This window comes from Pseudomonas sp. G.S.17 (genome assembly GCF_038096165.1).
Classification (GTDB): Bacteria; Pseudomonadota; Gammaproteobacteria; order Pseudomonadales; family Pseudomonadaceae; genus Aquipseudomonas.
Map to the genome: position 1 here is coordinate 653,140 of NZ_CP151076.1, position 24,227 is coordinate 677,366.

A 24,227-nucleotide genomic window follows, 5' to 3' on the forward strand; every position below is an offset into this window, starting at 1 on the left:
CCCACGCTGACACAAATGACGTGCTCCCGGCTGAAGCCGGTCCTACGGAGATTCGGCTTCTCAGCCTTTCAAACCCTTCACCAGCCGCAACAACTGCCGGGCCTTGCCGGTCAGGCGCTTGAGGCCGGTCTTTTTCGGCGGCGGGGTCATGCCCTGTTGGCGCAGCCAGTCTTTCCAGCGAATCCGCTCGTCACGCACCACCCAGCCGTCCTGAGCCGCAAAGCTCTCCGCCAGATACAGCCCGCGCGTGCCCGCTGGGGTCAGCTTGTCGCGTTTCAGGGTATACAGCTCGGGCAGCGGCACACCGTTTTCCAGCGGCATCAGGTACAGGTCAGGCTTGCTGCGATTGAGGCGGGCCACCAGCTCATCGTTTTCAAGGCATTCATCCACATGAAACAGGCTCAGCGGCCGTGCTTCCTTGGGCACTTCCAGGCGCATGTCGTAGATCAGTTGCAGTGAAGCGGTGGGTAGATGCACGTAGGCGCGCGGCCGTTCGATCAGCGTCATGCTGCCGCAACGGACCGGCCGGGCCGCGCCGGACAAAGGCGTCAGGCGAAACGGCATGGCTTCGCGATAGTGCAGGGCGGCGGAGTAGGGCGCCGGTAGCCAGGTGTCGTTGAAACGCCCGCTAAGCCAGCCTTGCGGGGTTTCGATCAGGCATTCTTCAGCCACTTCCTGAATCGCGGTGTGCAGCGGCAGATTCAGTTCGTGGGCCGGCACATAACCGGAGATCAGCTTGAGCACGATATCGCCGCGATCCTGCCGACGCTGGCGCACCAGCACCCAGTAATCGCGGTTTTGCCAATTCAGTGTCAGACGTACCGAAACCCCGAGATTGGCTAACTCCGTGTCAAAGCGCGAGCTGTCTGCCACTTCGATTTTGCGGCGGCGCTGCTGGGTCTGGGCGAAATTCAGTGGCATGCCGATGCTCTGGTAACTCAGGCCTTCGGGGGTGGCTTCGACGAACAGCGGCAGGGTTTTGAAGTTGCTGGGGTTTTTCCGAATCAGGGTTCGCGGCATATCGGCTCCTTCTTGCGTTGGGGTCGGCCGCCTACATCAGGCTTGACGGCGAATCACGGCAGCAGCAGTGGCGACGTTGTGGACCAGATGGAGCGGATCAATGGTCCCGACAATAGCACTGGCGACCGCTGGATGCTCAAACAGCAGCTGGAAACTGGCCTGTACCGGGTCAACACCGGGGCTCAGGCATACGTGGCCACTGGCTAGAGCCTTCTTGATCAGAATGCCCTTGCCGTGAGCAGCAGCGTAGTCCAGTACTGGCTTTTCGCCCTGTTCGTTGAGGTTGTACGTGACCATCGCACAATCGCCCTCACGCAGCGCCAGCAGGCCTCCCTCGACGGTCTTGCCGGAAAAACCGAATCCACGAATCTTGCCTTCGCGTTTCAGATCGGCCAGCGCCTGATAGACGCCGCTGTCGTTGAGCACGGCCAGATCGTTGCCATCAGAATGCACCAACACCAGATCGATAAAATCGGTTTCCAGACGTTTCAGGCTGCGTTCCACGGACTTGCGCGTGTGTTCAGGGCTGAAGTCATGGCTCGACTGGCCAGCTTCGAATTCCTCACCTACCTTGCTGACAATCACCCAATCCTGACGTTGACCGCGCAGCAGCGGGCCGAGGCGTTCTTCGCTGGTGCCATAAGCGGGCGCAGTGTCGATCAGATTGATGCCCATGTCTTTGGCCATCTTCAATAGCATCTGCGCGTGTTGATCGTCCGGGATCTTGAAGCCGTTGGGATACTTGACCCCTTGATCCCGGCCGAGCTTGACCGTGCCCAGGCCCAGCGGCGAGACGATCAGGCCGGTACCGCCCAGCGGGCGATGCAAGTCGTGCAGTGTTTTGACGGTCATGGCAGCAGTTGATCCCAGACTGGTACAGCCAGCGGCGGTCGTGGCATTCCTGCCAGCGGCGGCTGCGGCGTTGGGTGGATTTCATCGTGAGACAGCGCGGCCAGCACCCGGTCGGCAAAGTCCGGGGCCAAAGCCAGCTTGGTCGGCCAGCCCGTCATCAATCGACCCTGCACGTTAAGAAACGCGTTGTCAGGACGAGTCAGGCCGGATTGCGCAGGTTCTGCACGATCAACGCGCAAGGTTGCCCATTGCACCTGACTGAGATCTATCCAGGGCAGCAAAGTGCCCAATTCTTTTTTCACCGCGGCGATTTGCGCGGCCGGTTCGCGGGCAACGCCGTCCGCTTCGGCGACGTCGCCGCCCACGTACCACACCCATTGGCCATCGGCCGCCGGATGGGTGGTGACCGTGAGGCGCGGTTTCGGTCCGCCGCCCAGGCAGTGGGCGTACAAAGGTTTCAGGGTTGGCCCCTTGGCCAGCACCATGTGCAGCGGACGGCGTTGCATGGTCGGTTGCGAGACGCCGAGCGTCTTCAGCAATTGGGCATTGCCAGCGCCAGCACTCAACACCACCCGTTGCGCAATGATGTTGCGCCCGTCAATGCACAGGCCGATCAGCTGGTCGCCGTCGTGCAGCGGTTCGATGTTCTGCCCGGCCAGCAAGCTGTCGCCCGCCAGCTCCGCAAGCCGTGCGATCAGGCTCGGCACATCGATCACGAGTTCAGCCAGCCGATACACCTTGCCCTTGAATTTCGGGTCTTGCAGCGCGGGGGGAAGGTCGGCGCCTTTGACTTGATCGACGCGGCCGCGCACCGCCTTGCTGGCGAAAAAACTGGTGAGATTGCCGGCCAGGGTGCCAGGCGACCACAAGTAATGCGCTTCGGACAGCAGACGCACGCCGGTCAGATCCAGCTCGCCCTTGCCCGACAACGCCTCACGCCAGCGGCGCGGCATGTCGGCAATGGCTTCGGACGCGCCGGACAGCGCGCCATGCAGCGCGTATTTGGCGCCACCGTGAATGATGCCCTGGGACTTCAGGCTTTGCCCGCCGCCCAGTGCTGAACTTTCTACCAGAACTGTCGAGAATCCTTGACGACGCAGCCGGGCATTGAGCCAGAGACCAGCAACGCCGGCACCGACGATCAGAACGTCAGTGGAAATAGCAGAAGGCATGAGCACCTCAGTGGCCGAAAGAATGCGGCCATTATAGAGGATCGCGTTTTCAATGCCCGGCGGTTTTCGAGAACAACTGGATCACCACCACGCCCGCGACGATCATCGCCATGCCCAGCACCGCTGGCAGGTCGAGTTTCTGCCCGTAAATAAACAGCGCCGCGACGCTGACCATGACAATCCCCATGCCAGCCCATACCGCATAAGCCACGCCGACGGGGATGGTGCGTACCACCAGAATCAGCATCCAGAAAGCAATGGCGTAGCCGCAAATGACCAGCAACAGCGGCAGCGGGGTGCTCAAGCCTTTCACTGCTTTCATGGAAACAGTGCCGATGACTTCGGCGCAAATGGCGATGGCCAGCAGGTAGTAAGCAGACATGGGATAACTCCTCTTCACAGGCTGCGTATTCTAGAGATTCTTGAAGTGCGGTAAAGTCATTACCTATCTGCAATAGAGATAGGTTGGTGTGCGATGCAATGGAATATTGAGCAGATCCGTTTATTCGTCAGCGTCGCCGAACAGCGGTCGTTTTCCGCCGTGGCGCGGGACACGCGTCGCGCGCAATCGGCGGTCAGCAGCGCTGTGGCCATGCTTGAGTCCGATCTCGGCGTCAGCCTGTTCGAGCGCAGCAGCGGTCGCCAGCCACGCCTGACCGAAGCCGGGACTGCGCTGCTTGAAGAAGCTCGGGAGCTGCTGCGCCAATGCGAACGTCTTGACGGTCGCGCGCTGGCCCTGGCCCGTGGGCAGGAAGCTCGATTGCGTCTGGCCCATGACGAGGCGATGCCCTATCAGCCGGTGCTGGACAGCCTCGAAGAGTTGGCTGAGCGCTTCCCGGTGGTCGAAGTGCAGCTGGCCAGCGCCGCTCAAGGTGACGTCGCGCGCAAGTTGCTGGAACGCCGGGCCGATCTGGGATTGCTGTTTCATCATGAGCAAATGCCCGAAGCCCTGGAGCGTCGCGGCCTGGGCAGCGTGGAGATGGTCACGGTCTGCGCCGTGGGTCATCCGCTGGCGAATCAGGCCAGGGTCAGTCGCCAGCAGCTCGGTCGCCATCGGCAATTGCTCATCGCGCCGCAGCAAAGCGGTTATCCCGGCGGCGAGCAGCTCAGTGCGCAGGTCTGGCGGGCCGACAGCTTTTACGTCATGGCCGAATTGCTCATGCGCGGGCTGGGTTGGGCCTGGCTGCCGCGCCATGTGGTGCAGTATCCGGCCTACCAGAATCAGATGACCGAACTGCTCAGCGAATGGACGCCGCCGCCCTTGGTGGTGGAAATGGTCTGGCGTCGCGACGAGCCCCTTGGCCCTGCCGCGCAATGCCTGGCGCAAAGTTTTGCCCGGCATTTGCAGGCAATTGGCTGATAAACTCCGCGCCCATGAATAGAACTCTATATACCCTGCTGTTTCATCTCGGCCTGCCGCTGGTGGCCTTGCGACTATGGCTGCGGGCGCGCAAGGCGCCAGCTTACCGTCAGCGGATCGGTGAACGATTCGCCTTCGGCCTGGCGCCGATGCAGCCGGGCGGAATCTGGGTGCATGCGGTTTCGGTGGGTGAAAGCATCGCGGCGGCACCGATGATTCGGGCGCTGCTGGCGCGTTACCCGCAGTTACCGATCACCGTGACCTGCATGACGCCCACCGGATCGGAGCGAATCAAGGCAATGTTCGCGGGCGAAGCACGCATTCAGCATTGCTACCTGCCGTACGATTTGCCGTGGGCGGCGGGGCGCTTTCTCGATCATGTGTGGCCGGTGCTGGGCATCATCATGGAAACCGAGCTGTGGCCCAATCACATCAATCAGTGCGCCAAACGTGGCATTCCCGTGGTGCTGGCCAACGCGCGTTTGTCGGAGCGTTCAGCGCGGGGTTACGGAAAATTCGCCGCGCTGACCCGGCCGATGCTGGCGCAAATGAGCTGGATCGCGGTGCAGACCGAAGCTGAATCCCAGCGTTTCCGGGATCTGGGCGCGCGTCCCGAATGCGTTGCGGTGACCGGTTCGATCAAGTTCGACCTGAGCATTGATCCGCAGTTGCTCAAAGACGCCGCAGAGCTGCGCGGGCAATGGCAAGCGACGCAACGTCCGGTGTGGATCGCGGCCAGTACTCATGCTGGCGAAGATGAAAGCGTGCTGTCCGCCCATCGGCAGTTGTTGGCGAGCCATCCTGACGCGTTGCTGATTCTGGTGCCGCGCCACCCCGAACGTTTTGCCAGCGTGCATGACTTGTGTGTGCAGCAAGGTTTTGCGACGGTTCGGCGCTCATCGCAGCAACCGGTCAGCGCGCAAACGTCGGTGTTGCTCGGCGATACCATGGGTGAACTGTTGTTTCTCTATGCCTTGGCTGATATCGCATTTGTCGGCGGCAGTCTGGTGCCCAATGGCGGGCATAACCTGCTAGAGCCTGCGGCGCTGGCCAAGCCGGTGTTAAGCGGGCCGCACCTGTTCAACTTCCTGGAAATCGCCGCGCTGCTACGCAAGGCCGGTGCGCTGGCTGAAGTCACCGACGCTGCAAGTCTGTCAGCTTCCGTGCAACGCCTGTTCGATCAACCGCAACAGGCGCGCACCATGGCCGATGCCGGGTTGCAGGTAATGAACGCCAATCAAGGCGCGTTGCAGCGGTTGTTGGACGGGATTGGGCGGTTGGTTAAATAACCCATTCTGTAGGACCGGCTTTAGCCGGGAGGGCAATTGACGCTCTCGCGACTAAAGTCGCTCCTACGGTCGCTCCTCGCGGGCAAGCCTCCAACGTGGGCAGTAAGCAATTATTGCTGCGCTGGCCTTTCAAAGTTCTTGCGCGCAGCCGCTGCCAGGTCCGGCGGCAGGAAGTCCTTGTCCGGGTTGTAATCCGGTTTCAGGTAGCGCGACAAATCCTGCAGATCGCCCGGATTCAGGGTTCCTGCGGCCTGCTTCAAGCGCAGGTTGTCGAGGATGTAGTCGTAGCGGGTGTTGTTGTAGTCGCGCACCGAAGCATACAGCTGGCGTTGCGCATCCAGCACATCGACGATGTTGCGCGTACCGACCTGATAACCGATTTCCGTGGCTTCCAGCGCGCTCTGGTTGGAAATGATCGACTGCTTGCGCGCCTGGACCTGCTCCACGTCGGTGTTCACTGCGCGATGCAGGTTGCGGGTGTTTTCCACCACCTGACGGCGCAGGCCTTCGCGACGTTGTTCGCTCTGGCTCAGCCGTGAATAGGCTTCGCGAACCTGTGAGCTGGTCAGCCCGCCGCTGTAGATCGGAATATTCAGCTGCACGCCAATGCTGCGTTGTTCCACATCGCCGCTGTAGTTCTGCCCGGTGTAGTTCGGGTTACTGAAGCCCAGCGCATCGTTGTCGCCACGCTTGTAGGTCGCCACCGCATCTAGCGTCGGAGCGTGCCCGGCCTTGCGTTGGCGCAGGGTTTCTTCGGCTGCGTTGACGGCGTAGTTACTGGCCAGCAGATTCAGGTTCTGCTGCGCGGCCGTGTCGACCCAGGCCTTGGCGTCATTGGGCGTCGGCGCGAGCACCGGCAAGGTATGGACGATGCCTTCGATGGCGTTGTATTCGCGATTGGTCAGGGTTCCCAGGGCCTGAAACGCATCGTCCACCTGACGTCTGGCGATGATCCGGTTGGCCCGCGCGGTGTCGTAACTGGCCTGGGCTTGCAGCACGTCGGTCTTGTCCGACAGGCCAACGTCGAAGCGCTCATTGGCTTGGTCCAGCTGACGTTTGAAGGCGGCTTCTTCGGCTTTGGTTGAGGCCAGATTGTCCTGGGCACGCAGCACGGTGAAATAATCCTCGGCGCTTTGCAGGATCAGGTTCTGTTCCGTGGCCGAGAGTTCCAGCGCGGCTTGTTCGTTGACCGCCTCGGCGGCCTGCAACTGGAACCAGCGGTCGGCGCGGAAGATCGGCTGGCTGAGCGTCGCCTGATATACCGTACCGCTGCGGGTCGCCGTGATATTGGGCTGGTTGATACTGGTGCGGGTGTTGTTCACATCGGCACCGGCCGACAGATTGGGCAGCAACCCGGCGCGCGCCTGGGGCACGATTTCCTTGCGGGCGGCGTAATCGGCGCGGGCAGCCGCCAGATCGGCGTTGTTGTTGACCGCTTCCTGATACACATTGACCAGTCCGGTCTTGGTCGGAAGAGGCAAGTCCGCTGCCCAGGCCACTGCATTGCACGTACACGACACGGCGATGGCCAATGAAAGTTTGCGCAGCATGAGGCATTCCCTGTTGGTAATTGTTCTGCGGGTTCGCAAGTCAAACCAGCCTGCGAGTGTAGAGGTTGGCCTCGCTTGCAACAATCCGGCATATCAGCCATTTATCGAGCGTTTGAAAACGGGCTTGGTAATCCGGGCGCGTCCCGACTAGACTGGCGACGTTCTTGTCGGGGTGCCTTGTTAGGAGGCTGAGATCGGTTAATCCGGATCCCGTTGAACCTGATCAGGTTAGCGCCTGCGTAGGGAACAAGATTTCTCGTCTCCCGGCGAGTCCTCTTGAGTGTCGTCCGGGGTCGTTGGTTCAGCATGAACCGCAACACCCTCGCTCGCCACTCAGCACCGCTCCAGGTGCGTCTTCTCGTCTTCAGGTTCGCTCCGACAATTAATCCGCCGCTGGATGATGTCTGGAGAGCCCGTGATGAGTACAAATCTAAAAAACGCCGCCAATTTGAGTGAATCCGCCCAGGTCGATTCCGGATCGGTGCAGCCGTTTACCCGCTCGCAAAAAATTTACGTCGAGGGCTCACGCCCGGACATCCGCGTGCCAATGCGCGAAGTTCACCTGGACGTGACGCCGACTGACTTCGGCGGCGAAATCAACGCGCCGGTCGTTGTGTACGACACGTCCGGCCCGTACACCGACCCCAATGTGGTCATCGACGTGCGCAAAGGCCTGGCCGATGTTCGTTCGCCATGGATCGACTCGCGCAATGACACCGAACGCCTGCCGGGCCTGAGTTCCAGCTTCGGCCAGCAACGCCTGGGCGATGCCGAGCTGACGCGCCTGCGTTTCGCCCATGTGCGCAATCCGCGTCGGGCTAAGGCGGGTGCCAACGTCAGCCAGATGCACTATGCGCGTCAGGGAATTATTACCGCCGAGATGGAATACGTCGCCATCCGCGAAAACATGAAGTTGCAGGAAGCCCGCGCCGCCGGTCTGCTGACCCAGCAACACGCCGGTCACAGCTTCGGCGCCAGCGTGCCGAAAGAAATCACCGCTGAATTCGTCCGCGAAGAAATCGCCCGCGGTCGCGCGATCATCCCGGCCAACATCAACCACACCGAGCTGGAGCCGATGATCATCGGCCGTAACTTCCTGGTGAAGATCAACGGCAACATCGGCAACAGTGCGCTGGGTTCTTCCATTGAGGAAGAAGTCGCCAAGCTGACCTGGGGCATTCGCTGGGGTTCGGACACGGTCATGGACTTGTCCACCGGCAAACACATTCACGAAACCCGCGAATGGATCATCCGTAACTCGCCAGTGCCGATCGGTACCGTGCCGATCTATCAGGCCCTGGAAAAAGTCGGCGGCGCGGCCGAAGACCTGACCTGGGAGCTGTTCCGCGACACGCTGATCGAGCAGGCCGAGCAAGGCGTCGATTACTTCACCATCCACGCCGGCGTGCTGCTGCGCTACGTGCCGCTGACCGCCAAACGCGTGACCGGCATCGTCAGTCGTGGCGGTTCGATCATGGCCAAGTGGTGCCTGGCGCATCACCAGGAAAACTTCCTCTACACGCATTTCGAAGACATCTGCGAAATCATGAAAGCCTACGATGTCAGCTTCTCGCTGGGCGATGGCTTGCGTCCGGGCTCGATTGCCGACGCCAACGACGCTGCGCAATTCGGCGAGCTGGAAACCCTCGGCGAGCTGACCAAGATCGCCTGGAAGCACGACGTGCAAACCATGATCGAAGGCCCAGGCCACGTGCCGATGCAGCTGATCAAAGAGAACATGGACAAGCAGCTGGAATGCTGTGACGAGGCGCCGTTCTACACCCTCGGCCCGCTGACCACTGACATCGCGCCGGGCTACGACCACATCACCTCGGGCATCGGCGCGGCGATGATCGGCTGGTTCGGTTGCGCCATGCTCTGTTACGTCACGCCGAAGGAACACTTGGGCCTGCCGAACAAGGATGACGTGAAGACCGGGATCATCACCTACAAGATCGCCGCTCACGCCGCCGACCTCGCCAAAGGCCATCCCGGCGCGCAGATTCGCGACAATGCGCTCAGCAAGGCGCGTTTCGAATTCCGTTGGGAAGACCAGTTCAACCTCGGTCTCGACCCGGACACCGCGCGTTCGTATCACGACGAAACCCTGCCCAAGGATTCGGCCAAGGTCGCGCATTTCTGCTCCATGTGCGGGCCGAAATTCTGCTCGATGAAAATCACCCAGGAAGTTCGCGAATACGCGGCCAACCAGCGGATTGAAACGGTGGATGCGGAGGTTGCCAAGGGTTTGGCGGAACAGGCTGCGCGCTTCAAACAGGAAGGTAGCCAGCTTTACAAGAAGGTTTGATTGTTCGAGGCATCGTTACCCGACCGTAGGACCGGCTTCAGCCGGGAGGGCGCCCTCCCGGCTGAAGCCGGTCCTACGGGATATCCGCATCTCTTCGAGATCACCCCATGAACACCCCCAGCACCTATTCACCCGATATCCCCGTTCCCCAAGGCAAGCGTGTCTTCGGTGGGCGTGATCTGTTTTCCCTGTGGTTCTCCCTCGGCATCGGCCTGATGGTCCTGCAAACCGGAGCCTTGCTGGCGCCGGGGCTGGGCATGTCGGGTTCGCTGCTGGCGATTTTCCTCGGCACGCTGGTCGGCGTTTTGCTGTTGGCGGCAGTTGGCGTCATCGGCAGCGACACCGGTTTGTCGTCCATGGCCGCACTCAAGCTCAGCCTGGGCAGCAAAGGCGCGTCGTTGCCGGCAGTCCTGAACCTGCTGCAATTGGTGGGTTGGGGCTCGTTTGAAATCATCGTCATGCGCGATGCCGCGAGTCTGCTTGGCGCCCGGGCTTTCGGTGAAGGCGCCTGGCTGACCAGTCCGTTGTTGTGGACGCTGGTTTTCGGCGCGCTGGCCACGTTACTCGCAGTCAGCGGCCCGTTGACCTTCGTGCGGCAGATTCTGCGCAAATGGGGCATCTGGCTATTGCTGGCCGCCTGTATTTGGCTGACCTGGAATCTGTTTACCAAGGCAGATCTCTCCGCGCTCTGGTCCCGGGCCGGGGATGGATCGCTGCCATTTGCCGTCGGGTTTGATATCGCTATCGCCATGCCGTTGTCGTGGCTGCCGCTGATTGCCGATTATTCGCGCTTCGGCAAGCGCGCGAAAAACGTCTTCGGCGGTACCGCGTTGGGCTTCTTTATCGGTAACTTCTGGCTGATGAGCCTGGGCGTCGCGTACACGCTTGCGTTCGCGCCGAGTGGCGAAGTCAATGCGCTGCTGCTGGCGTTGGCCGGGGCTGGCCTGGGGATTCCGCTGTTGCTGATTCTGCTCGACGAGTCGGAAAACGCCTTTGCCGATATTCACTCGGCGGCGGTATCCAGCGGGATGTTATTGCGGGTGAAGGTTGAACACCTGGCCTTGGCCATTGGCGTGATCTGCACGCTGATCGCCTGTTTCGCACCGCTGGCGCAGTACCAGAACTTCTTGTTGCTGATCGGCTCGGTGTTCGCGCCGTTGTTCGGCGTGGTGCTGGTGGATCACTTCATTCTGCGCGGGCGCAGCAGTCAGGTCGCAACCGTCGGCTTTCGCTGGCTGACGCTTCTGGCCTGGCTGGGCGGGGTCAGCACGTATCACTTGCTGGCCAATCTGTATCCGGATGTTGGCGCAACACTGCCAGCGATCATCGTCGCTGGCGTGCTGCAATTGCTGTTGGGGAAAACCCTCAACCGCGGCCGGGGAACAGTTCCGGCTTGAGGATGCCATTGAGCTGCGGATAAGGAATCTTCAGCTCGATGTGGCCCATGGAGTAGGGCGCGATGGTCGTCACCGGATACTTGAGGATCATCGCGCCATAGGTCAGGGCGATGTTTGGCGTTTTCTTGAACGGCCAGGTTTTGATGAACTCGGCATCTTCGTTCATCTTGGTCGAGACCAGCCAGCCCTGGTGCGACAGTTCGGCTTTCTGCCAGAACTCGCTTTCCTTGCCCGGGATGATCATATCGGCAAGGGTCAACACGCGCTGCTGTGGCCGCGAATAATTGATGAACGCCCGACCCGGTTCGCCGTGGGCAGCGCCGCCCTCGAGATAACTCGACAGTTCGATCACCACGATACCGTCATGCTGCTCGCGTACCTTGGCCTGCAGATAGCTGGCGTTGTGGCCTTCGGTGTCGCGCAGGTATTGCTCCTGATAGGCCTTGAGCGTCGGCGCCACGGGTGCGCTTGAATCGGTGCGCGTCAGTTGCAGCAGGGTTTTCTGCACGATTGCATCGAGTTTCGGCTCGTCGGCGAAATGCACGGTATCGATGTTGACCAGCGGACAATCGGCCGTGGTGCAGCCCGGCTTGATCAGCTCGGAAGCGTCGCGCTGGACTTGCAGCGGGGCACGGTAGTTAGGTTGGAACAGACTCTGGCAAGCGCCCAGCATCAAGGCCAGGCAAGCCAGTGAAGCGATCCTCAGTAACGACATGTTGATCCTTTGCGGTGGCAATTAAGGCGGTTACGTTGTTCGTATGCAGGCTGCTTGGACTGCAAACAGGGCCATCGGTTCGCCGCTTGGCGGATTAGAGTTCGTTTCGCTATCGCCCGTCTACCCTGCATATTCGAGGGGGCTGCGACGCGGCTTGTGTTGAAACGGCATCAGACTCTAGGATGGCACGAAGCCAAAGATTGCCTTAAGCGAGAACTGTATGACTGAATCGACCCGATCAACCCCGACGGCTTATGAAATTACCCAGCGCGATAACTGCTTCCAGGGTTTCTACAAACTGGACAAGCTGTTCCTTCGCCATGAGCTGTTCGCCGGCGGGATGAGCAAGCAGATCAGTCGCGAGCTTTTCGTACGCCACGACGCCGTTTGCGTACTGCCGTACGACGCCAAACGCGACGAAGTGGTCTTGATCGAGCAGTTCCGGATAGGTGCCGTGGAGAAAACCGGCAATCCGTGGCTGATCGAATTGGTGGCAGGTCTGATCGACAAGGTTGAGGAACCGGAAGAGGTTGCCCACCGCGAGGCAGAAGAGGAAGCTGGGCTGGTGTTCAGTGCGTTGTGGCCCATCACCAAATATTTTCCTTCGCCCGGCGGTAGCGATGAATTCGTTCATCTTTACCTGGGACGTTGCGAAAGTGAGGGCGCCGGGGGATTGCACGGACTGGAGGAGGAAGGTGAAGATATCCGCGTGACGGTCTGGGCCTTGGACGATGCACTGCAAGCCGTACGCGACGGCACTATCAAGAACGCTTCGGCGATCATTGCCTTGCAATGGTTGGCGTTGAATCGCATAGAAGTCAGGGGGTTATGGTCGTGAATCTTGTGCGCGAGCGCTATCGAGTTGATCTGGTGGGCCTGCAAGCGGCCTGCGAGGCCAACTATGCGCGCTTGATGCGATTGCTGCCGGACATGCGCAACGAGCAACGCTCGCGGCGCGTGGCTGTCACTCAGGGCGACCAGATGCTGGGCGTGCTGGCCGTCGAAGTTCTGCTCGATTGCCCGTACACCACCACGTTGCAGGTCCGCCAGGAACACAGCCTGCCTTGGCTGCCAGTGCCCAAACTGGAAGTGCAGGTTTATCACGATGCACGCATGGCCGAAGTCATCGGCGCTGAACACGCCCGTCGTTTTCGCGGCATCTATCCGTATCCCAATGCCGACATGCACCAGCCCGACGAAAAGGCCCAGCTCAATCTGTTCCTCGGCGAATGGCTGAGCCATTGCCTGGCGTGCGGTCATGAGTTTGAAGCGGTGCGCTGAGTGATGTCGGCACATTTGTGATCCAGGCCCGTCTTGCGGGTTTACCCGCCTTCATCGTCGCCACATAATCGCGCTGAATCCGCTCAAGGAGACGGCCTTTGCCGCGCCCATCCGATAACAGTTCTTCGGTCCTGATGGTCCAGCTGTCCGACAGCCATTTGTTCGCCTCGGCGGACGGCACGCTGCTGGGTATGAAAACCCGTGACAGCCTGCAAAAGGTCATCGAACAGGTGTTGGCCGAACAGCCGCAGATTGATCTGGTGGTTGCCAGCGGCGATGTCTCGCAAGACGGCAGCGTTGAGTCCTACGAAGCGTTTCGGCAGTTGAGTGGGCAGATTGACGCTGCCAAACGCTGGTTTCCCGGCAATCACGATGAATCCGTGGAAATGCGGCAGGCGGCGCAGCACAGCGATTTGCTCGATCCGGTGATTGATATCGGCAACTGGCGCGTCACTTTGCTGGATTCGTCGGTGCCCGGATCGGTACCCGGTTTGCTCCGGGACAGCCAATTGCAGCTGCTGGCGCAGTCGTTGCGCGCTGCGCCCGAGCGGCATCACCTGATTTGCCTGCACCACAATCCGGTGCCGATTGGCTGCGCGTGGATGGACCCGATTGGTTTGCGCAATCCAGACGAGCTGTTTGCGGTGCTTGAGGGTTTCCCGCAAGTACGGGCGGTGCTCTGGGGGCATGTGCATCAGGAATACGATCAGCTGCGTGGTGCTATTCGCTTGCTGGCCTCGCCATCGACCTGCATCCAGTTCGCGCCGGGCAGCGCGGACTTCAAGGTCGATACCGCCGCGCCGGGTTATCGCTGGCTGCGTCTGCATGATGACGGACGGCTTGAAACCGGGGTTTCCCGGGTGGTTGGCATGCAATTCGAGGTGGATTACGGTGGCGACGGTTATTGACCATTTCACCTGGAAACACCTGTGCACGAGTCTTCTGGCGCTAGTCCCTGTAAACTGCGCGGCTTTGCACGGCTCAGTGTTCCAGGAGGGGACGACGTGAACAGCGAAAAACCCACATTGTTGTACATCCACGGCCTGAACAGCTCGGCTCAGTCGAAGAAAGCCAGCCAGTTGATCGCCTTGATGCAGTCTCTTGGCTTGAGCGAGCAATTGCGCGTGCCGGAACTGCATCACCATCCGCGCCAAGCCATGCTCCAGCTCGAATCAGCTGTCGAAGCACTGGGTCGGCCGCTGCTGGTCGGCAGCTCGCTCGGCGGCTACTATGCGACTCACCTGGCGCAGCGCCATGGATTGAAGGCCGTGCTGATCAATCCGGCGGTCAATCCGCACCAGTTATTCGACGGATTTGTCGGCACTCAGCAGAATCTTTACACCGGCGAAACCTGGGAATTGACTCACGATCACGTTGTGGCCCTGAGCGAGCTGGAAGTTCCTGCGCCTCAAGACCCGCAGCGTTTTCAGGTCTGGCTGCAAACCGGCGATGAAACCCTGGATTACCGCCGCGCCGAAACGTTTTATCGCGCTTGCGCTCTGCGCATTCAGGCTGGCGGCGACCACAGTTATCAGGGTTTCGCCGCACAATTGCCCGCGCTGTTGAGTTTTGCCGGGTTCGCGCCTGAATTGTTGCAGGCGATTGATGTTTCGACGTTGTAACCCGAGACATGTATTACCCATTGAAACTCTGTAATCCCACGAACATCTGATGACGAGACCCCATGGCCACTCCCAGCGCTAGCTCTTATAACGCCGACGCCATCGAAGTCCTCTCGGGCCTCGACCCGGTTCGCAAGCGGCCGGGCATGTACACCGATACCTCGCGGCCGAATCACCTTGCCCAGGAAGTCATCGACAACAGCGTCGACGAAGCCCTGGCCGGTCATGCGAAGTCGGTGCAGGTCATCCTGCATGCCGACAACTCCCTGGAAGTGTCCGACGACGGACGCGGCATGCCGGTGGATATTCACCCGGAAGAAGGCGTGTCCGGTGTCGAGCTGATCCTCACCAAGCTCCACGCGGGCGGCAAATTCTCCAACAAGAATTACCAGTTCTCCGGCGGCCTGCATGGCGTGGGTATTTCGGTGGTCAACGCGCTGTCGACCCTGGTCAAGGTCCGGGTCAAACGCGACGGCAATGAGTACGAAATGACCTTCGCCGACGGCTATAAAGCCTCGGAACTGGCGGTCGTCGGCACCGTTGGCAAGCGCAATACCGGCACCAGCGTGTACTTTGCGCCGGACCCGAAGTATTTCGACACCCCGAAATTCTCGGTCAGCCGCCTCAAGCATGTGCTCAAGGCCAAGGCCGTATTGTGCCCCGGCCTGCTGGTCAGCTTCGAAGACAAAGCCTCTGGCGAGAAAGTCGAGTGGCATTACGAAGACGGCCTGCGCTCGTACCTGCAGGATTCGGTCAGTGATTTCCTGCGCCTGCCCGACGAGCCGTTCTGTGGCAGTTTCGCCGGCAACAAGGAAGCTATCGACTGGGCGTTGCTGTGGTTGCCGGAAGGGGGCGACAGCGTGCAGGAAAGCTACGTCAACCTGATCCCGACCCAACAAGGCGGCACCCACGTCAACGGTTTGCGTCAGGGCTTGCTGGATGCGATGCGCGATTTCTGCGAATACCGCAACTTGCTGCCACGCGGCGTGAAACTCGCTCCGGAAGACGTCTGGGAACGCATCGCCTTCGTTCTGTCGATGAAAATGCAGGAACCGCAATTCTCCGGCCAGACCAAGGAACGGCTGTCTTCCCGTGAAGCGGCGGCGTTTGTCTCCGGTGTGGTCAAGGATGCGTTCAGCTTGTGGCTCAATGCCAACTCCGAGCTTGGCGTGCAACTGGCCGAGCTGGCGATCAACAACGCCGGTCGTCGCCTAAAGGCCAGCAAGAAAGTCGAACGCAAACGCATTACCCAGGGTCCGGCATTGCCGGGCAAGCTGGCTGACTGCGCCGGGCAAGACCCGATGCGTTCCGAGCTGTTCCTGGTGGAAGGTGATTCTGCGGGCGGTTCGGCCAAACAGGCGCGGGACAAGGAATTTCAGGCGATCCTGCCGTTGCGCGGCAAGATCCTCAACACCTGGGAAGTCGATGGTGGCGAAGTGCTTGCCAGTCAGGAAGTGCATAACATCGCGGTCGCCATTGGTGTCGATCCGGGCGCCGCGGACATGAGCCAGCTGCGTTACGGCAAGATCTGCATCCTCGCCGACGCCGACTCCGACGGCCTGCACATTGCGACACTGCTCTGCGCGTTGTTCGTCCAGCATTTCCGGCCGCTGGTCGATGCTGGCCATGTGTACGTGGCCATGCCGCCGCTGTATCGCATCGATCTGGGCAAGGACATTTATTACGCGCTGGATGAAGCCGAGCGTGACGGGATTCTCGATCGTCTGGTCGCCGAAAAGAAACGCGGCAAGCCGCAGGTCACGCGATTCAAAGGCCTGGGCGAAATGAACCCGCCGCAGTTGCGCGAAACCACCATGGACCCGAACACCCGGCGTCTGGTGCAACTGACACTGGATGATTTCGAGGCGACTTCGGAAATGATGGACATGCTGCTGGCCAAGAAACGCGCCGGTGATCGCAAGTCGTGGCTGGAATCCAAAGGCAACCTGGCCGAGGTTCTTACTTGATGCGAGGCTGGCTTGCCGGTCTGTTGCTGATGGTTGCTGTACCGGCTTTGGCAGTCCCGCTGGAAGAGCTGACCCTGGTTTCCGAGCACCCGGTCGATGGCATGGTGGGCGGCAATCTATCTGGCCTGGCGTCCTGTGGCGGCCAGTTGTGGACGGTTTCCGACCGCGATGATGACGTGCTGTACAGCCTGGATATCGCCGCCACCGTCTGGCAAGCGCAGGCGAATGCGCTGCAGATTCCGCCGGTTCCCGAAAGCTATTTGCCGGGTACGTTGCAGTCGATGGCCAAGGTGTCCGCCCTGGTTCGTGGCGGCAGCCTGGATTTTGAAGGCGTGACCTGTGATGCAGCGGGCAATCGTTATCTGGTCAGCGAAGCCTTCGCGTTGGTCCTCAAGGTGCCGGCACAAGGTGCTCCGGTCTGGCTGGACTTGCCCGCCACAGTGGTGGAGCAGGCCCGCGCCAACGGCATGTTGCAGCACTTCAACGGCATTTTCGAAGGCATTGCGATCAATCCGGCCGGTGATCGCCTTTGGCTGGCCGCCGAGCGTGAGCAACGCGGTTTGCTGGTCGTGAGCCGGGAAAACGACTTGTGGCAGTGCAAGGGCAGCTGCGTCTTGCGCACCGAACCGGGCCAAGACGTGCTGCCGACGCAAGTGGGCGGGAAGCGGGTGTCCCGGGACTTCTCTGATCTGTCGCTGTTCGATGGCAAGCTGTACGCGCTGGAACGCTCGGCCTATCGCATTTGTCGGCGCACGCTGGAAACCGGCAAAACCGAGCGCTGCTGGTCGTTTGCCAGGGAAGCGTTGCGGCCTGATCGTCTTTATAGCCAAAGTTATGGCCTGACCGAGGCGCTCGTGGTGGATGCAACCGGGGCGTGGGTCGGCACCGATAACAATTTTGGCGAGCGCGCCGATGGCGAGAAACGCCCGGTGGTCTGGCGTTTCGCAGCCCCCAAAGGCGGCTGGAGTGCGAAACAATGAGTCAACAACCGCCCGGCAAGCGTGCGGGCAAGGTGTTGATGTTGCTGGCGTGGGGCGCGGGAATGTTTCTGGCGACCCGCTATTTTGGCGAGTGGGAACAGCGTCAGGAAAACCCCAACGCGGTGGTCACCTCGCAACACGGTAACGGTTATATAGAAGTGCAGCTGGTGGGCAACCGACAGGGGCATTTCGTCAGCACGGGCAAGATCAATGGTCGAGCCGTGCAGTTTTTGCTGGATACCGGCGCCACTGACGTGGCAATTCCGGGCAAGGTGGCGGACATCTTGCAACTGCCGCGAGGTGTGCCGTTGGTGGTGAGTACTGCGAACGGGCGTACCGAAGGCTTTCGAACTTCGCTGGAACGCCTGCAAATCGGCGATATCGTCCTGCACAATGTGCGCGCCCTGGTGGTGCCCGGGCTGGACGGTGAGCAAGTGCTGCTGGGCATGAGCGCTATGAAACAACTTGAATTCACCCAGCGCGGCGGCAACATGCTGCTGCGCCAGACGACGAAATAATGAGGCCCGCATGAGCGACATCCTTGCAGACAGCTTAGATGGCGTAGAACGCCGATCACTGGCTGACTTCACCGAACAGGCCTACCTCAACTATTCCATGTACGTAATCATGGACCGTGCCTTGCCGCATATCGGCGACGGCCTCAAGCCTGTGCAGCGGCGCATCATCTACGCCATGAGCGAGCTGGGCCTGGACGCCGATTCCAAGCACAAGAAGTCGGCGCGTACCGTCGGTGACGTGCTCGGCAAGTTCCACCCGCACGGCGACTCGGCCTGCTACGAAGCCATGGTCCTGATGGCGCAGCCGTTCAGCTATCGCTACACGCTGGTGGATGGGCAGGGGAACTGGGGGGCGCCGGATGATCCCAAGTCCTTCGCCGCCATGCGTTACACCGAAGCACGGTTGTCGCGTTATTCCGAAGTGCTGCTCAGCGAGCTGGGCCAGGGCACGGCGGACTGGGTGCCGAACTTCGACGGCACTCTGAACGAACCTGCGGTTTTGCCGGCACGTTTGCCGAATATCCTGCTCAACGGCACCACCGGCATCGCGGTCGGCATGGCCACCGACGTGCCGCCGCACAACCTGCGGGAAGTGGCGACGGCCTGCGTGCGTTTGCTGGACGAGCCCAAGGCGACGGTCGCCGAGCTGTGCGAACACATCCTCGGCCCGGATTACCCGACCGAAGCGGAAATCATCACGCCCCGCGCCGATCTGCTGAAAATGTACGAAACCGGCAAAGGCTCAGTGCGCATGCGCGCCGTCTACCACATTGAAGATGGCGATATCGTCGTCACCTCGCTGCCGCATCAGGTGTCCGGCGCCAAGGTCATCGAACAGATTGCCGGGCTGATGCAGGCCAAGCCGTCCAAGGCGCCACAGGTCGCCGACCTGCGTGACGAATCGGACCACGAGAACCCGTGCCGCCTGGTGATCATCCCGGTCAACAGCCGGGTAGACCATGACGCGCTGATGCAGCACCTGTTTGCGACGACCGATCTGGAGTCCAGCTACCGGGTCAACATCAACATCATTGGCCTGGACGGCAAGCCGCAGCTGAAAAACCTGCGCGCCTTGCTGGTGGAATGGCTGGAATTCCGCACCAATACCGTCCGCCGCCGCTTGCAGTTCCGCCTCGATAAAGTGGATCGCCGCCTGCATCTGTTGGACGGTTTGCTCATCGCTTACCTCAATCTGGATGAAGTTATTCATATCATCCGCACGGAAGAACATCCGCGCGCCAGATTGATCGAGCGCTTCGAACTCAGCGAAATCCAGGCCGATTACATCCTTGATACGCGTTTGCGTCAGTTGGCGCGCCTCGAAGAAATGAAGCTGCGCAACGAACAGGATGAACTGAACAAGGAACGCGCCAAGCTCATGGCGTTGCTGGGCAGTGAAGCCAAGCTCAAGAAGCTGGTGCGTACCGAGCTGATCAAGGACGCCGAAACCTATGGTGACGACCGCCGCTCGCCGATTGTCGAGCGTGCCGAAGCCAAGGCGCTGACCGAGCACGATCTGCTGCCGAACGAGAAAGTGACCGTTGTTCTGTCGGAAAAAGGCTGGGTGCGCTCGGCCAAAGGCCACGACATCGATGCGACCGGGCTTTCCTACAAGGCGGGAGACGGTTTCATGACCGCCGCTGCGGGCCGTTCCAATCAATACGCGGTGTTTATCGACTCGACCGGGCGCAGCTATTCCCTCGCGGCCCACACGCTGCCGTCGGCGCGCGGCCAGGGCGAACCCCTGACCGGCAAGCTCCAGCCGCCGCCGGGCGCAACCTTCGAATGCGTATTGTTGCCCGAAGATGACGCGCTGTACGTGATCGCTTCGGACGCCGGTTACGGCTTTGTGGTCAAGGGTGAAGATTTGCAAGCCAAGAACAAGGCGGGCAAGGCGCTGTTGAGTCTGCCTGCCGGTGCCAAGGTGATTCTGCCGCGCGCAGTGCCGGACCGTGAGCAGAACTGGCTGGCTGCGGTGACCACCGAAGGCCGCCTGCTGATTTTCAAAATCAGCGATTTGCCGCAGTTGGGCAAGGGCAAGGGCAACAAGATCATCGGCATTCCGGGAGATCGGGTGGCGAGTCGTGAAGAGTACGTAACCGATCTGGCGGTGATCCCGCAAGGGGCGACATTGGTCCTGCAAGCGGGCAAACGGACGCTGTCGCTCAAGCCTGATGACCTCGAACATTACAAGGGCGAGCGTGGTCGGCGGGGTAATAAGTTGCCAAGGGGCTTCCAGCGCGTCGATGCGCTGTTGGTGGAAAACGCCGGATAATGGCGGTTTAGAGCTATTAGTCTTCGTTTTGCCATGAAGATCGCCGCATAATCGCTGGAGTCATAGCGCATATTCACGGATGATATGACGTCTTGTGGCGTCGGCGTGGCTGAATGCCTTCATGATTTGTGAGTATTTACACTGTGGTTCGCTTCGCGGCTGCCACCTGGATGGGACGATGAATTTTCTACGCCTTCCCGTTGTTTTGTTGATGACCAGCGTTTTGGGTCTGGCTGGTTGCAGTGTGCATCAGCCGACTGCGCTTTATCAGTTGGACAGTGGTACACCTGGGCAGCCTACCCGCACAGGGCTGGCTGTTTTACTTGGTCCGGTCACCGTGGCCGATTACCTGCAACGCGAAACGCTGTTGCAGCGTCAGCCGGATGGCAGCCTGACTGCCTCCGAGGAAGGACGCTGGGCTGGCAGCCTGTCTTCGGACATTGATCAGCTTCTGCTGCGCCAATTGGCCTGGAAGCTGGACAGCCAGCGCGTGGTACTCGCGCCGGCAGTCACTGATTTCACGCCTGACGTGCAGGTGGTGCTTTCCATCACTCGCCTGGATTCCGGTGCCAAACAGCCTGCAATCCTTGATGCACAATGGCGCTTGCTGGATCGCAAGGGTCAGGTACGCGACAGTCGTATTGTCCATCTGCAGGAGCAGCATGCCGGAACCTCGGTCGATCAGGTTCGGGCCCAGGGTGTCTTGTTGCAGCGTCTGGCCGATCAGCTGAGCTCGGCGGTCAAGCCGATCTCCTGGCAGCCGGTCGAACAGCCAAAGAAAGCCCCGGTTGCGCGCGCCAAAGAGCCGGAGAAACCCAAGATGCCGATGGCCCTGCCGATCCGTACCGATCTGGAAGTGTTCCGCTTCTGATCGACAGAATCAAAAAAGCCCGCAGCGATGCGGGCTTTTTTTTGTCTTCAGATTGGCGTCGATCCGTAGGAGCAGCTTTAGCCACGAAGTATGGCCTCCCGGCTGAAGCCGGTCCTACAGGCTTATCAAGCCTTGCGCGTCTCGTGCATGCGTGCGAGTTGGCGTTCGAGCATGGATGGATAAGGTTCCATCAGGCGCTCGACGCAGCAGGCGCCTTCCGGGCTGGCGATTGGGCGGATGCGCGCACGTTGGCGGATCAGCGCGTCGTCGTTGATCTTGCGCTCGACCAGCAGCAGGTTGCGGCTGTGCTGGGAAAGGGCCAGGGCATCCTGCGCCGTTTCGGTGAGCAGCAGATCGATCTGGCTCAGGCCGGACAAACCTTCACCCAGCGTCAGGCCCAATTGCAATTGCAGGGTGATGCCGCTGTCGGCGACTTCAATCTGCAAGGCATGGCTCAACGCCCGCAGCAATTCGCCGCAGCAAATGGCGTTGGTCAGGTAGTCGTCGCCGCTTTCTTCGCTGTGGAACAACATCAGCGTGCTGCCATCGTTGAGCGTATGCAGTTCGCCTTCATACAGCGACGAGGCTTGATCCAGGCAATCGCGATAACGTTGCAGTAAATCAGTCAGGCGTGCGCGAGGCAGGCGGCGCAGTTGATCCTGGGAGCCGAGTTGCACGGCAAGCACGGCGCTCGGTTGCGGAGTGCTCGGTGCGACCGGTGCCTTGCTGACGGCGGGCGCCGGGCTGGCGTTGTCGCGCAGGTCGGCGAACGGATCGTCTTCGTCCTCTTCATCTTCCTCGGCAACCAGTCGACGCTGCACGGGCGGCGCCGGCAAGCGTGGCTTGGGTGCTTCATCGAAACCTGGCTCGCGGGAATTGCGACCCTTGAACGCCGGCTCGGCTTCTTCTTCCTGCTCCAGATACGGATCGTCGCCTTCGTCGCCTTCGTCGTCGACGTATTCCGGCTCGGGTTCAGGCTCGGGCTCCGGCATTGGCGGGGCAAACGATGTCTGCAGCTGACGGGCCAGATCACCGATTTCGTCCTGACGATCCACCGCTGGGGTGTACGGATCGATATCGCGCAGCCAGACGCGCAGTTGCAGCAGCGGCGTGGAAATGTGTCGACCCAGGCGCAAGCTCAAAGCCAGGGCCAGCGCGAGCAGAATCCCGGCCAGAATGCCCATGCTTTGCAGGCTGATGGTCATCGGCTGCTGGAACTGGCTCATGTCCAGGCTGATGCGCAGATGCCCGGCCATCACATCCTGGAAGGTGATCTTGATTTCATACAGGCCTTCGGCTTCGCCCAGCAGCCCGTTTTTCGGACGCTGACCGGCTTCGGCAAGGATGCGGTTGTCCACGCTGTAGATGGCGGCGTGGGCTACAAGCGGGTTCTTCACCAGATTGCCGAGCAGCACGTTGAGGCTGAGGATGTCGTTGGACACCAGCAGTTCAGTGGCTGACGTTGCGGTCTGCGTGGTGAGTGCCTGGCCAAGCGCATCGGCCTGCTCATGCATGGCCTGCTTGAATTGCAAACCCATCACGCCCGCGTAAATCACCAGCGCCAAGGCGACGAGGATCACGTTATGGCTGGCAATGCGCAAAGCAATCGGAACACGGCGATGGCGCAGTGCACGGAAGATAAGCAGGAAGAAGTTATCGGTTTTAACTGGCGTGGGCCGGTTCACAGAGCACGGCTCTTTCGGTGAAGTTGCCGCGCAGTATAACGACCGACCCAGTAGCGGCAAAGCGCTGCCTGTGCCCGATGGTCACTGAAAGTGGTTAGAATGCGGTTTTTTTCCACTGCTGGGGTGCGTCTTGCGCGAAATCGTCCTGATTAACATCACAGGTGTTGACCGTCCGGGTCTCACTGCCGCCATCACTGGCGTGCTCGCGCAAGGCGGGGTGAACATCCTCGATATCGGTCAGGCGGTGATCCACGACACCTTGTCGTTCGGCATCCTGGTCGAAATCCCCGGAACCGAGCAAGGTTCTTCGGTGCTTAAGGACATTCTGTTCACGGCATACAAGCTCGATCAGCAGGTGCGCTTCACGGCGGTGTCCGAAGAGGATTACCAGCACTGGGTCGACGGGCAGGGCAAGTCGCGGCACATCGTGACGCTGCTGACCCGCAAGGTCACCGCCGAGCAGTTGCAGCGCGTCAGTTCCATCACCGCCAAATACGGGCTGAACATCGACCAGATTGATCGCCTGTCCGGACGCATGCCGCTGGACACTCCCGCCGACAAGGGCAAGGGCTGCATCGAATTTTCGGTGCGCGGTGAGCCGGCTGATCCCAAAGCGATGCAGGCGGAATTCCTCAGCGTGGCCCAGGCCCTGAATGTCGACATCGCTTTCCAGCAGGATTCGCTGTTCCGACGCAACCGGCGTCTGGCAGTGTTCGACATGGATTCGACGCTGATCGAAGCCGAAGTCATCGACGAGCTGGCCAAGGCCCACGGCGTGGGTGAGCTGGTGTCGGAAATCACTGAGCGCGCGATGCGCGGCGAACTGGATTTCCGCGCCAGCTTCAAGGAGCGCCTGGCGCTGCTCAAAGGGCTGGATGTCAGCGTGCTGGATGAGATCGGCGCATCGTTGCGTCTGACCGAAGGCGCTGAAACCCTGTTCGCCGAACTCAAGCGTCTGGGCTACAAGACGGCGATTCTGTCCGGCGGCTTCACCTATTTCGCCAAGCAGTTGCAAGCGAAGCTGGGCATTGATTATGTGTTCGCCAACGAGCTGGAAGTGGTGGATGGCAAATGCACCGGCAACGCCATCGAGCCGATTGTCGACGCTCAACGCAAGGCGGATCTGCTGCGTGAGCTGGCGCTCAAGGAAGGCTTGAGCCTGGAGCAGACCATTGCCGTGGGCGACGGCGCCAATGACTTGCCGATGCTGGCAATCGCCGGCCTGGGCGTAGCCTTCCGCGCCAAGCCGTTGGTCAAGCAGTCAGCCAAACAGGCGATCTCGACGCTGGGCCTGGACGGGATTCTGTACCTGCTGGGTTTCCGTGATCGGGATGGGCGTAACTGAGTGATGGATATCTTGTGGGA

General features: G+C 60.6%; 21 protein-coding genes and 1 riboswitch. Of the genes, 14 read left to right on the forward strand and 7 right to left on the reverse strand.

Features of this window, described 5'->3' with window-relative positions:
- Window positions 1-60: 60 nt before the first annotated feature.
- The 4 genes from AABC73_RS02955 to AABC73_RS02970 are packed head-to-tail and all read right to left on the reverse strand — an operon-like array spanning window position 61 to window position 3,426.
- Window positions 61-1,020, reverse strand: coding sequence for a metal ABC transporter ATPase (locus tag AABC73_RS02955; protein WP_065833919.1), 960 nt, complete (start codon window positions 1,018-1,020; stop codon window positions 61-63).
- Window positions 1,021-1,056: 36 nt separating this feature from the next.
- On the reverse strand, window positions 1,057-1,872 hold the full coding sequence (locus AABC73_RS02960; RefSeq protein ID WP_341522398.1) for an aldo/keto reductase: 816 nt from the start codon (window positions 1,870-1,872) through the stop codon (window positions 1,057-1,059).
- Window positions 1,869-3,044: an FAD-dependent oxidoreductase gene (locus AABC73_RS02965; protein WP_341522399.1), complete on the reverse strand. Its 1,176-nt coding sequence runs from the start codon at window positions 3,042-3,044 to the stop codon at window positions 1,869-1,871. Before AABC73_RS02965 ends, AABC73_RS02960 begins: the two co-directional genes overlap by 4 nt.
- A 49-nt stretch (window positions 3,045-3,093) precedes the next feature.
- The gene (locus AABC73_RS02970; RefSeq protein WP_020293621.1) at window positions 3,094-3,426 is read right to left on the reverse strand and encodes an SMR family transporter; all 333 of its coding nucleotides are present in this window, start codon (window positions 3,424-3,426) and stop codon (window positions 3,094-3,096) included.
- A gap of 93 nt (window positions 3,427-3,519) precedes the next feature.
- On the opposite strand from AABC73_RS02970, the gene AABC73_RS02975 reads away from it, so the two are divergent.
- Window positions 3,520-4,404 (forward strand): LysR family transcriptional regulator, encoded by an 885-nt coding sequence (locus AABC73_RS02975; protein ID WP_341522400.1) that lies wholly within the window; start codon window positions 3,520-3,522, stop codon window positions 4,402-4,404.
- A 14-nt stretch (window positions 4,405-4,418) separates the two neighbouring features.
- Window positions 4,419-5,693: a lipid IV(A) 3-deoxy-D-manno-octulosonic acid transferase gene (gene waaA / locus AABC73_RS02980; protein WP_341522401.1), complete on the forward strand. Its 1,275-nt coding sequence runs from the start codon at window positions 4,419-4,421 to the stop codon at window positions 5,691-5,693.
- A gap of 110 nt (window positions 5,694-5,803) precedes the next feature.
- Here the strand turns inward: waaA and AABC73_RS02985 are convergent, their stop codons facing one another.
- Window positions 5,804-7,243, reverse strand: a complete 1,440-nt coding sequence (locus tag AABC73_RS02985; RefSeq protein WP_065833914.1) for a TolC family outer membrane protein — start codon at window positions 7,241-7,243, stop codon at window positions 5,804-5,806.
- 158 nt (window positions 7,244-7,401) lie between these two features.
- A riboswitch (TPP riboswitch) is annotated at window positions 7,402-7,506 on the forward strand.
- A 155-nt stretch (window positions 7,507-7,661) separates the two neighbouring features.
- Here AABC73_RS02985 and thiC point away from each other — a divergent pair.
- Both thiC and cytX read left to right on the forward strand, forming a co-directional pair.
- Window positions 7,662-9,551, forward strand: a complete 1,890-nt coding sequence (gene thiC, locus AABC73_RS02990) for a phosphomethylpyrimidine synthase ThiC (RefSeq protein WP_341522402.1) — start codon at window positions 7,662-7,664, stop codon at window positions 9,549-9,551.
- Window positions 9,552-9,658: 107 nt separating this feature from the next.
- Complete coding sequence (cytX, locus tag AABC73_RS02995; protein WP_341522403.1) at window positions 9,659-10,948, forward strand: putative hydroxymethylpyrimidine transporter CytX; 1,290 nt, start codon at window positions 9,659-9,661, stop codon at window positions 10,946-10,948.
- On the opposite strand, the gene AABC73_RS03000 is transcribed toward cytX, so the two are convergent.
- Window positions 10,917-11,663, reverse strand: coding sequence for an RsiV family protein (locus AABC73_RS03000; protein ID WP_341522404.1), 747 nt, complete (start codon window positions 11,661-11,663; stop codon window positions 10,917-10,919). The genes cytX and AABC73_RS03000 overlap by 32 nt on opposite strands.
- A 220-nt stretch (window positions 11,664-11,883) precedes the next feature.
- Between AABC73_RS03000 and AABC73_RS03005 the strand changes: the two genes are divergently transcribed.
- The 9 genes from AABC73_RS03005 to AABC73_RS03045 all read left to right on the forward strand — a co-directional run bounded on the left by AABC73_RS03005 (window position 11,884) and on the right by AABC73_RS03045 (window position 21,177).
- Window positions 11,884-12,501, forward strand: a complete 618-nt coding sequence (locus AABC73_RS03005) for an NUDIX domain-containing protein (RefSeq protein ID WP_341522405.1) — start codon at window positions 11,884-11,886, stop codon at window positions 12,499-12,501.
- Window positions 12,492-12,944, forward strand: coding sequence for a DUF1249 domain-containing protein (locus tag AABC73_RS03010; protein WP_065833909.1), 453 nt, complete (start codon window positions 12,492-12,494; stop codon window positions 12,942-12,944). The genes AABC73_RS03005 and AABC73_RS03010 overlap by 10 nt, the downstream gene beginning before the upstream one ends.
- 98 nt (window positions 12,945-13,042) lie before the next feature.
- Window positions 13,043-13,852: a 3',5'-cyclic-AMP phosphodiesterase gene (cpdA, locus tag AABC73_RS03015; protein WP_341522406.1), complete on the forward strand. Its 810-nt coding sequence runs from the start codon at window positions 13,043-13,045 to the stop codon at window positions 13,850-13,852.
- 96 nt (window positions 13,853-13,948) lie between these two features.
- A complete protein-coding gene (locus AABC73_RS03020; RefSeq protein ID WP_020293631.1) occupies window positions 13,949-14,566 on the forward strand; it encodes a YqiA/YcfP family alpha/beta fold hydrolase in 618 nt (205 codons plus the stop codon).
- A 62-nt stretch (window positions 14,567-14,628) separates the two neighbouring features.
- On the forward strand, window positions 14,629-16,533 hold the full coding sequence (gene parE / locus AABC73_RS03025) for a DNA topoisomerase IV subunit B (protein WP_341522407.1): 1,905 nt from the start codon (window positions 14,629-14,631) through the stop codon (window positions 16,531-16,533).
- The gene (locus AABC73_RS03030) at window positions 16,533-17,513 is read left to right on the forward strand and encodes an esterase-like activity of phytase family protein (RefSeq protein WP_341522408.1); all 981 of its coding nucleotides are present in this window, start codon (window positions 16,533-16,535) and stop codon (window positions 17,511-17,513) included. Before parE ends, AABC73_RS03030 begins: the two co-directional genes overlap by 1 nt.
- Window positions 17,510-18,031 carry a TIGR02281 family clan AA aspartic protease gene (locus AABC73_RS03035; protein ID WP_341522409.1) on the forward strand — a complete coding sequence of 174 codons (522 nt, stop codon included), beginning with the start codon at window positions 17,510-17,512 and terminating at the stop codon, window positions 18,029-18,031. Before AABC73_RS03030 ends, AABC73_RS03035 begins: the two co-directional genes overlap by 4 nt.
- 10 nt (window positions 18,032-18,041) lie before the next feature.
- Window positions 18,042-20,306, forward strand: a complete 2,265-nt coding sequence (gene parC / locus AABC73_RS03040) for a DNA topoisomerase IV subunit A (protein ID WP_341522410.1) — start codon at window positions 18,042-18,044, stop codon at window positions 20,304-20,306.
- Between the two features lie 178 nt (window positions 20,307-20,484).
- On the forward strand, window positions 20,485-21,177 hold the full coding sequence (locus AABC73_RS03045) for a PqiC family protein (protein WP_341522411.1): 693 nt from the start codon (window positions 20,485-20,487) through the stop codon (window positions 21,175-21,177).
- Between the two features lie 125 nt (window positions 21,178-21,302).
- Here the strand turns inward: AABC73_RS03045 and AABC73_RS03050 are convergent, their stop codons facing one another.
- Window positions 21,303-22,862 (reverse strand): histidine kinase, encoded by a 1,560-nt coding sequence (locus AABC73_RS03050; protein ID WP_341522412.1) that lies wholly within the window; start codon window positions 22,860-22,862, stop codon window positions 21,303-21,305.
- A gap of 130 nt (window positions 22,863-22,992) precedes the next feature.
- Here AABC73_RS03050 and serB point away from each other — a divergent pair, with 130 nt between their 5' ends.
- The gene (gene serB, locus AABC73_RS03055) at window positions 22,993-24,207 is read left to right on the forward strand and encodes a phosphoserine phosphatase SerB (protein WP_065833902.1); all 1,215 of its coding nucleotides are present in this window, start codon (window positions 22,993-22,995) and stop codon (window positions 24,205-24,207) included.
- The last annotated feature ends 20 nt before the right edge of the window (window positions 24,208-24,227 follow it).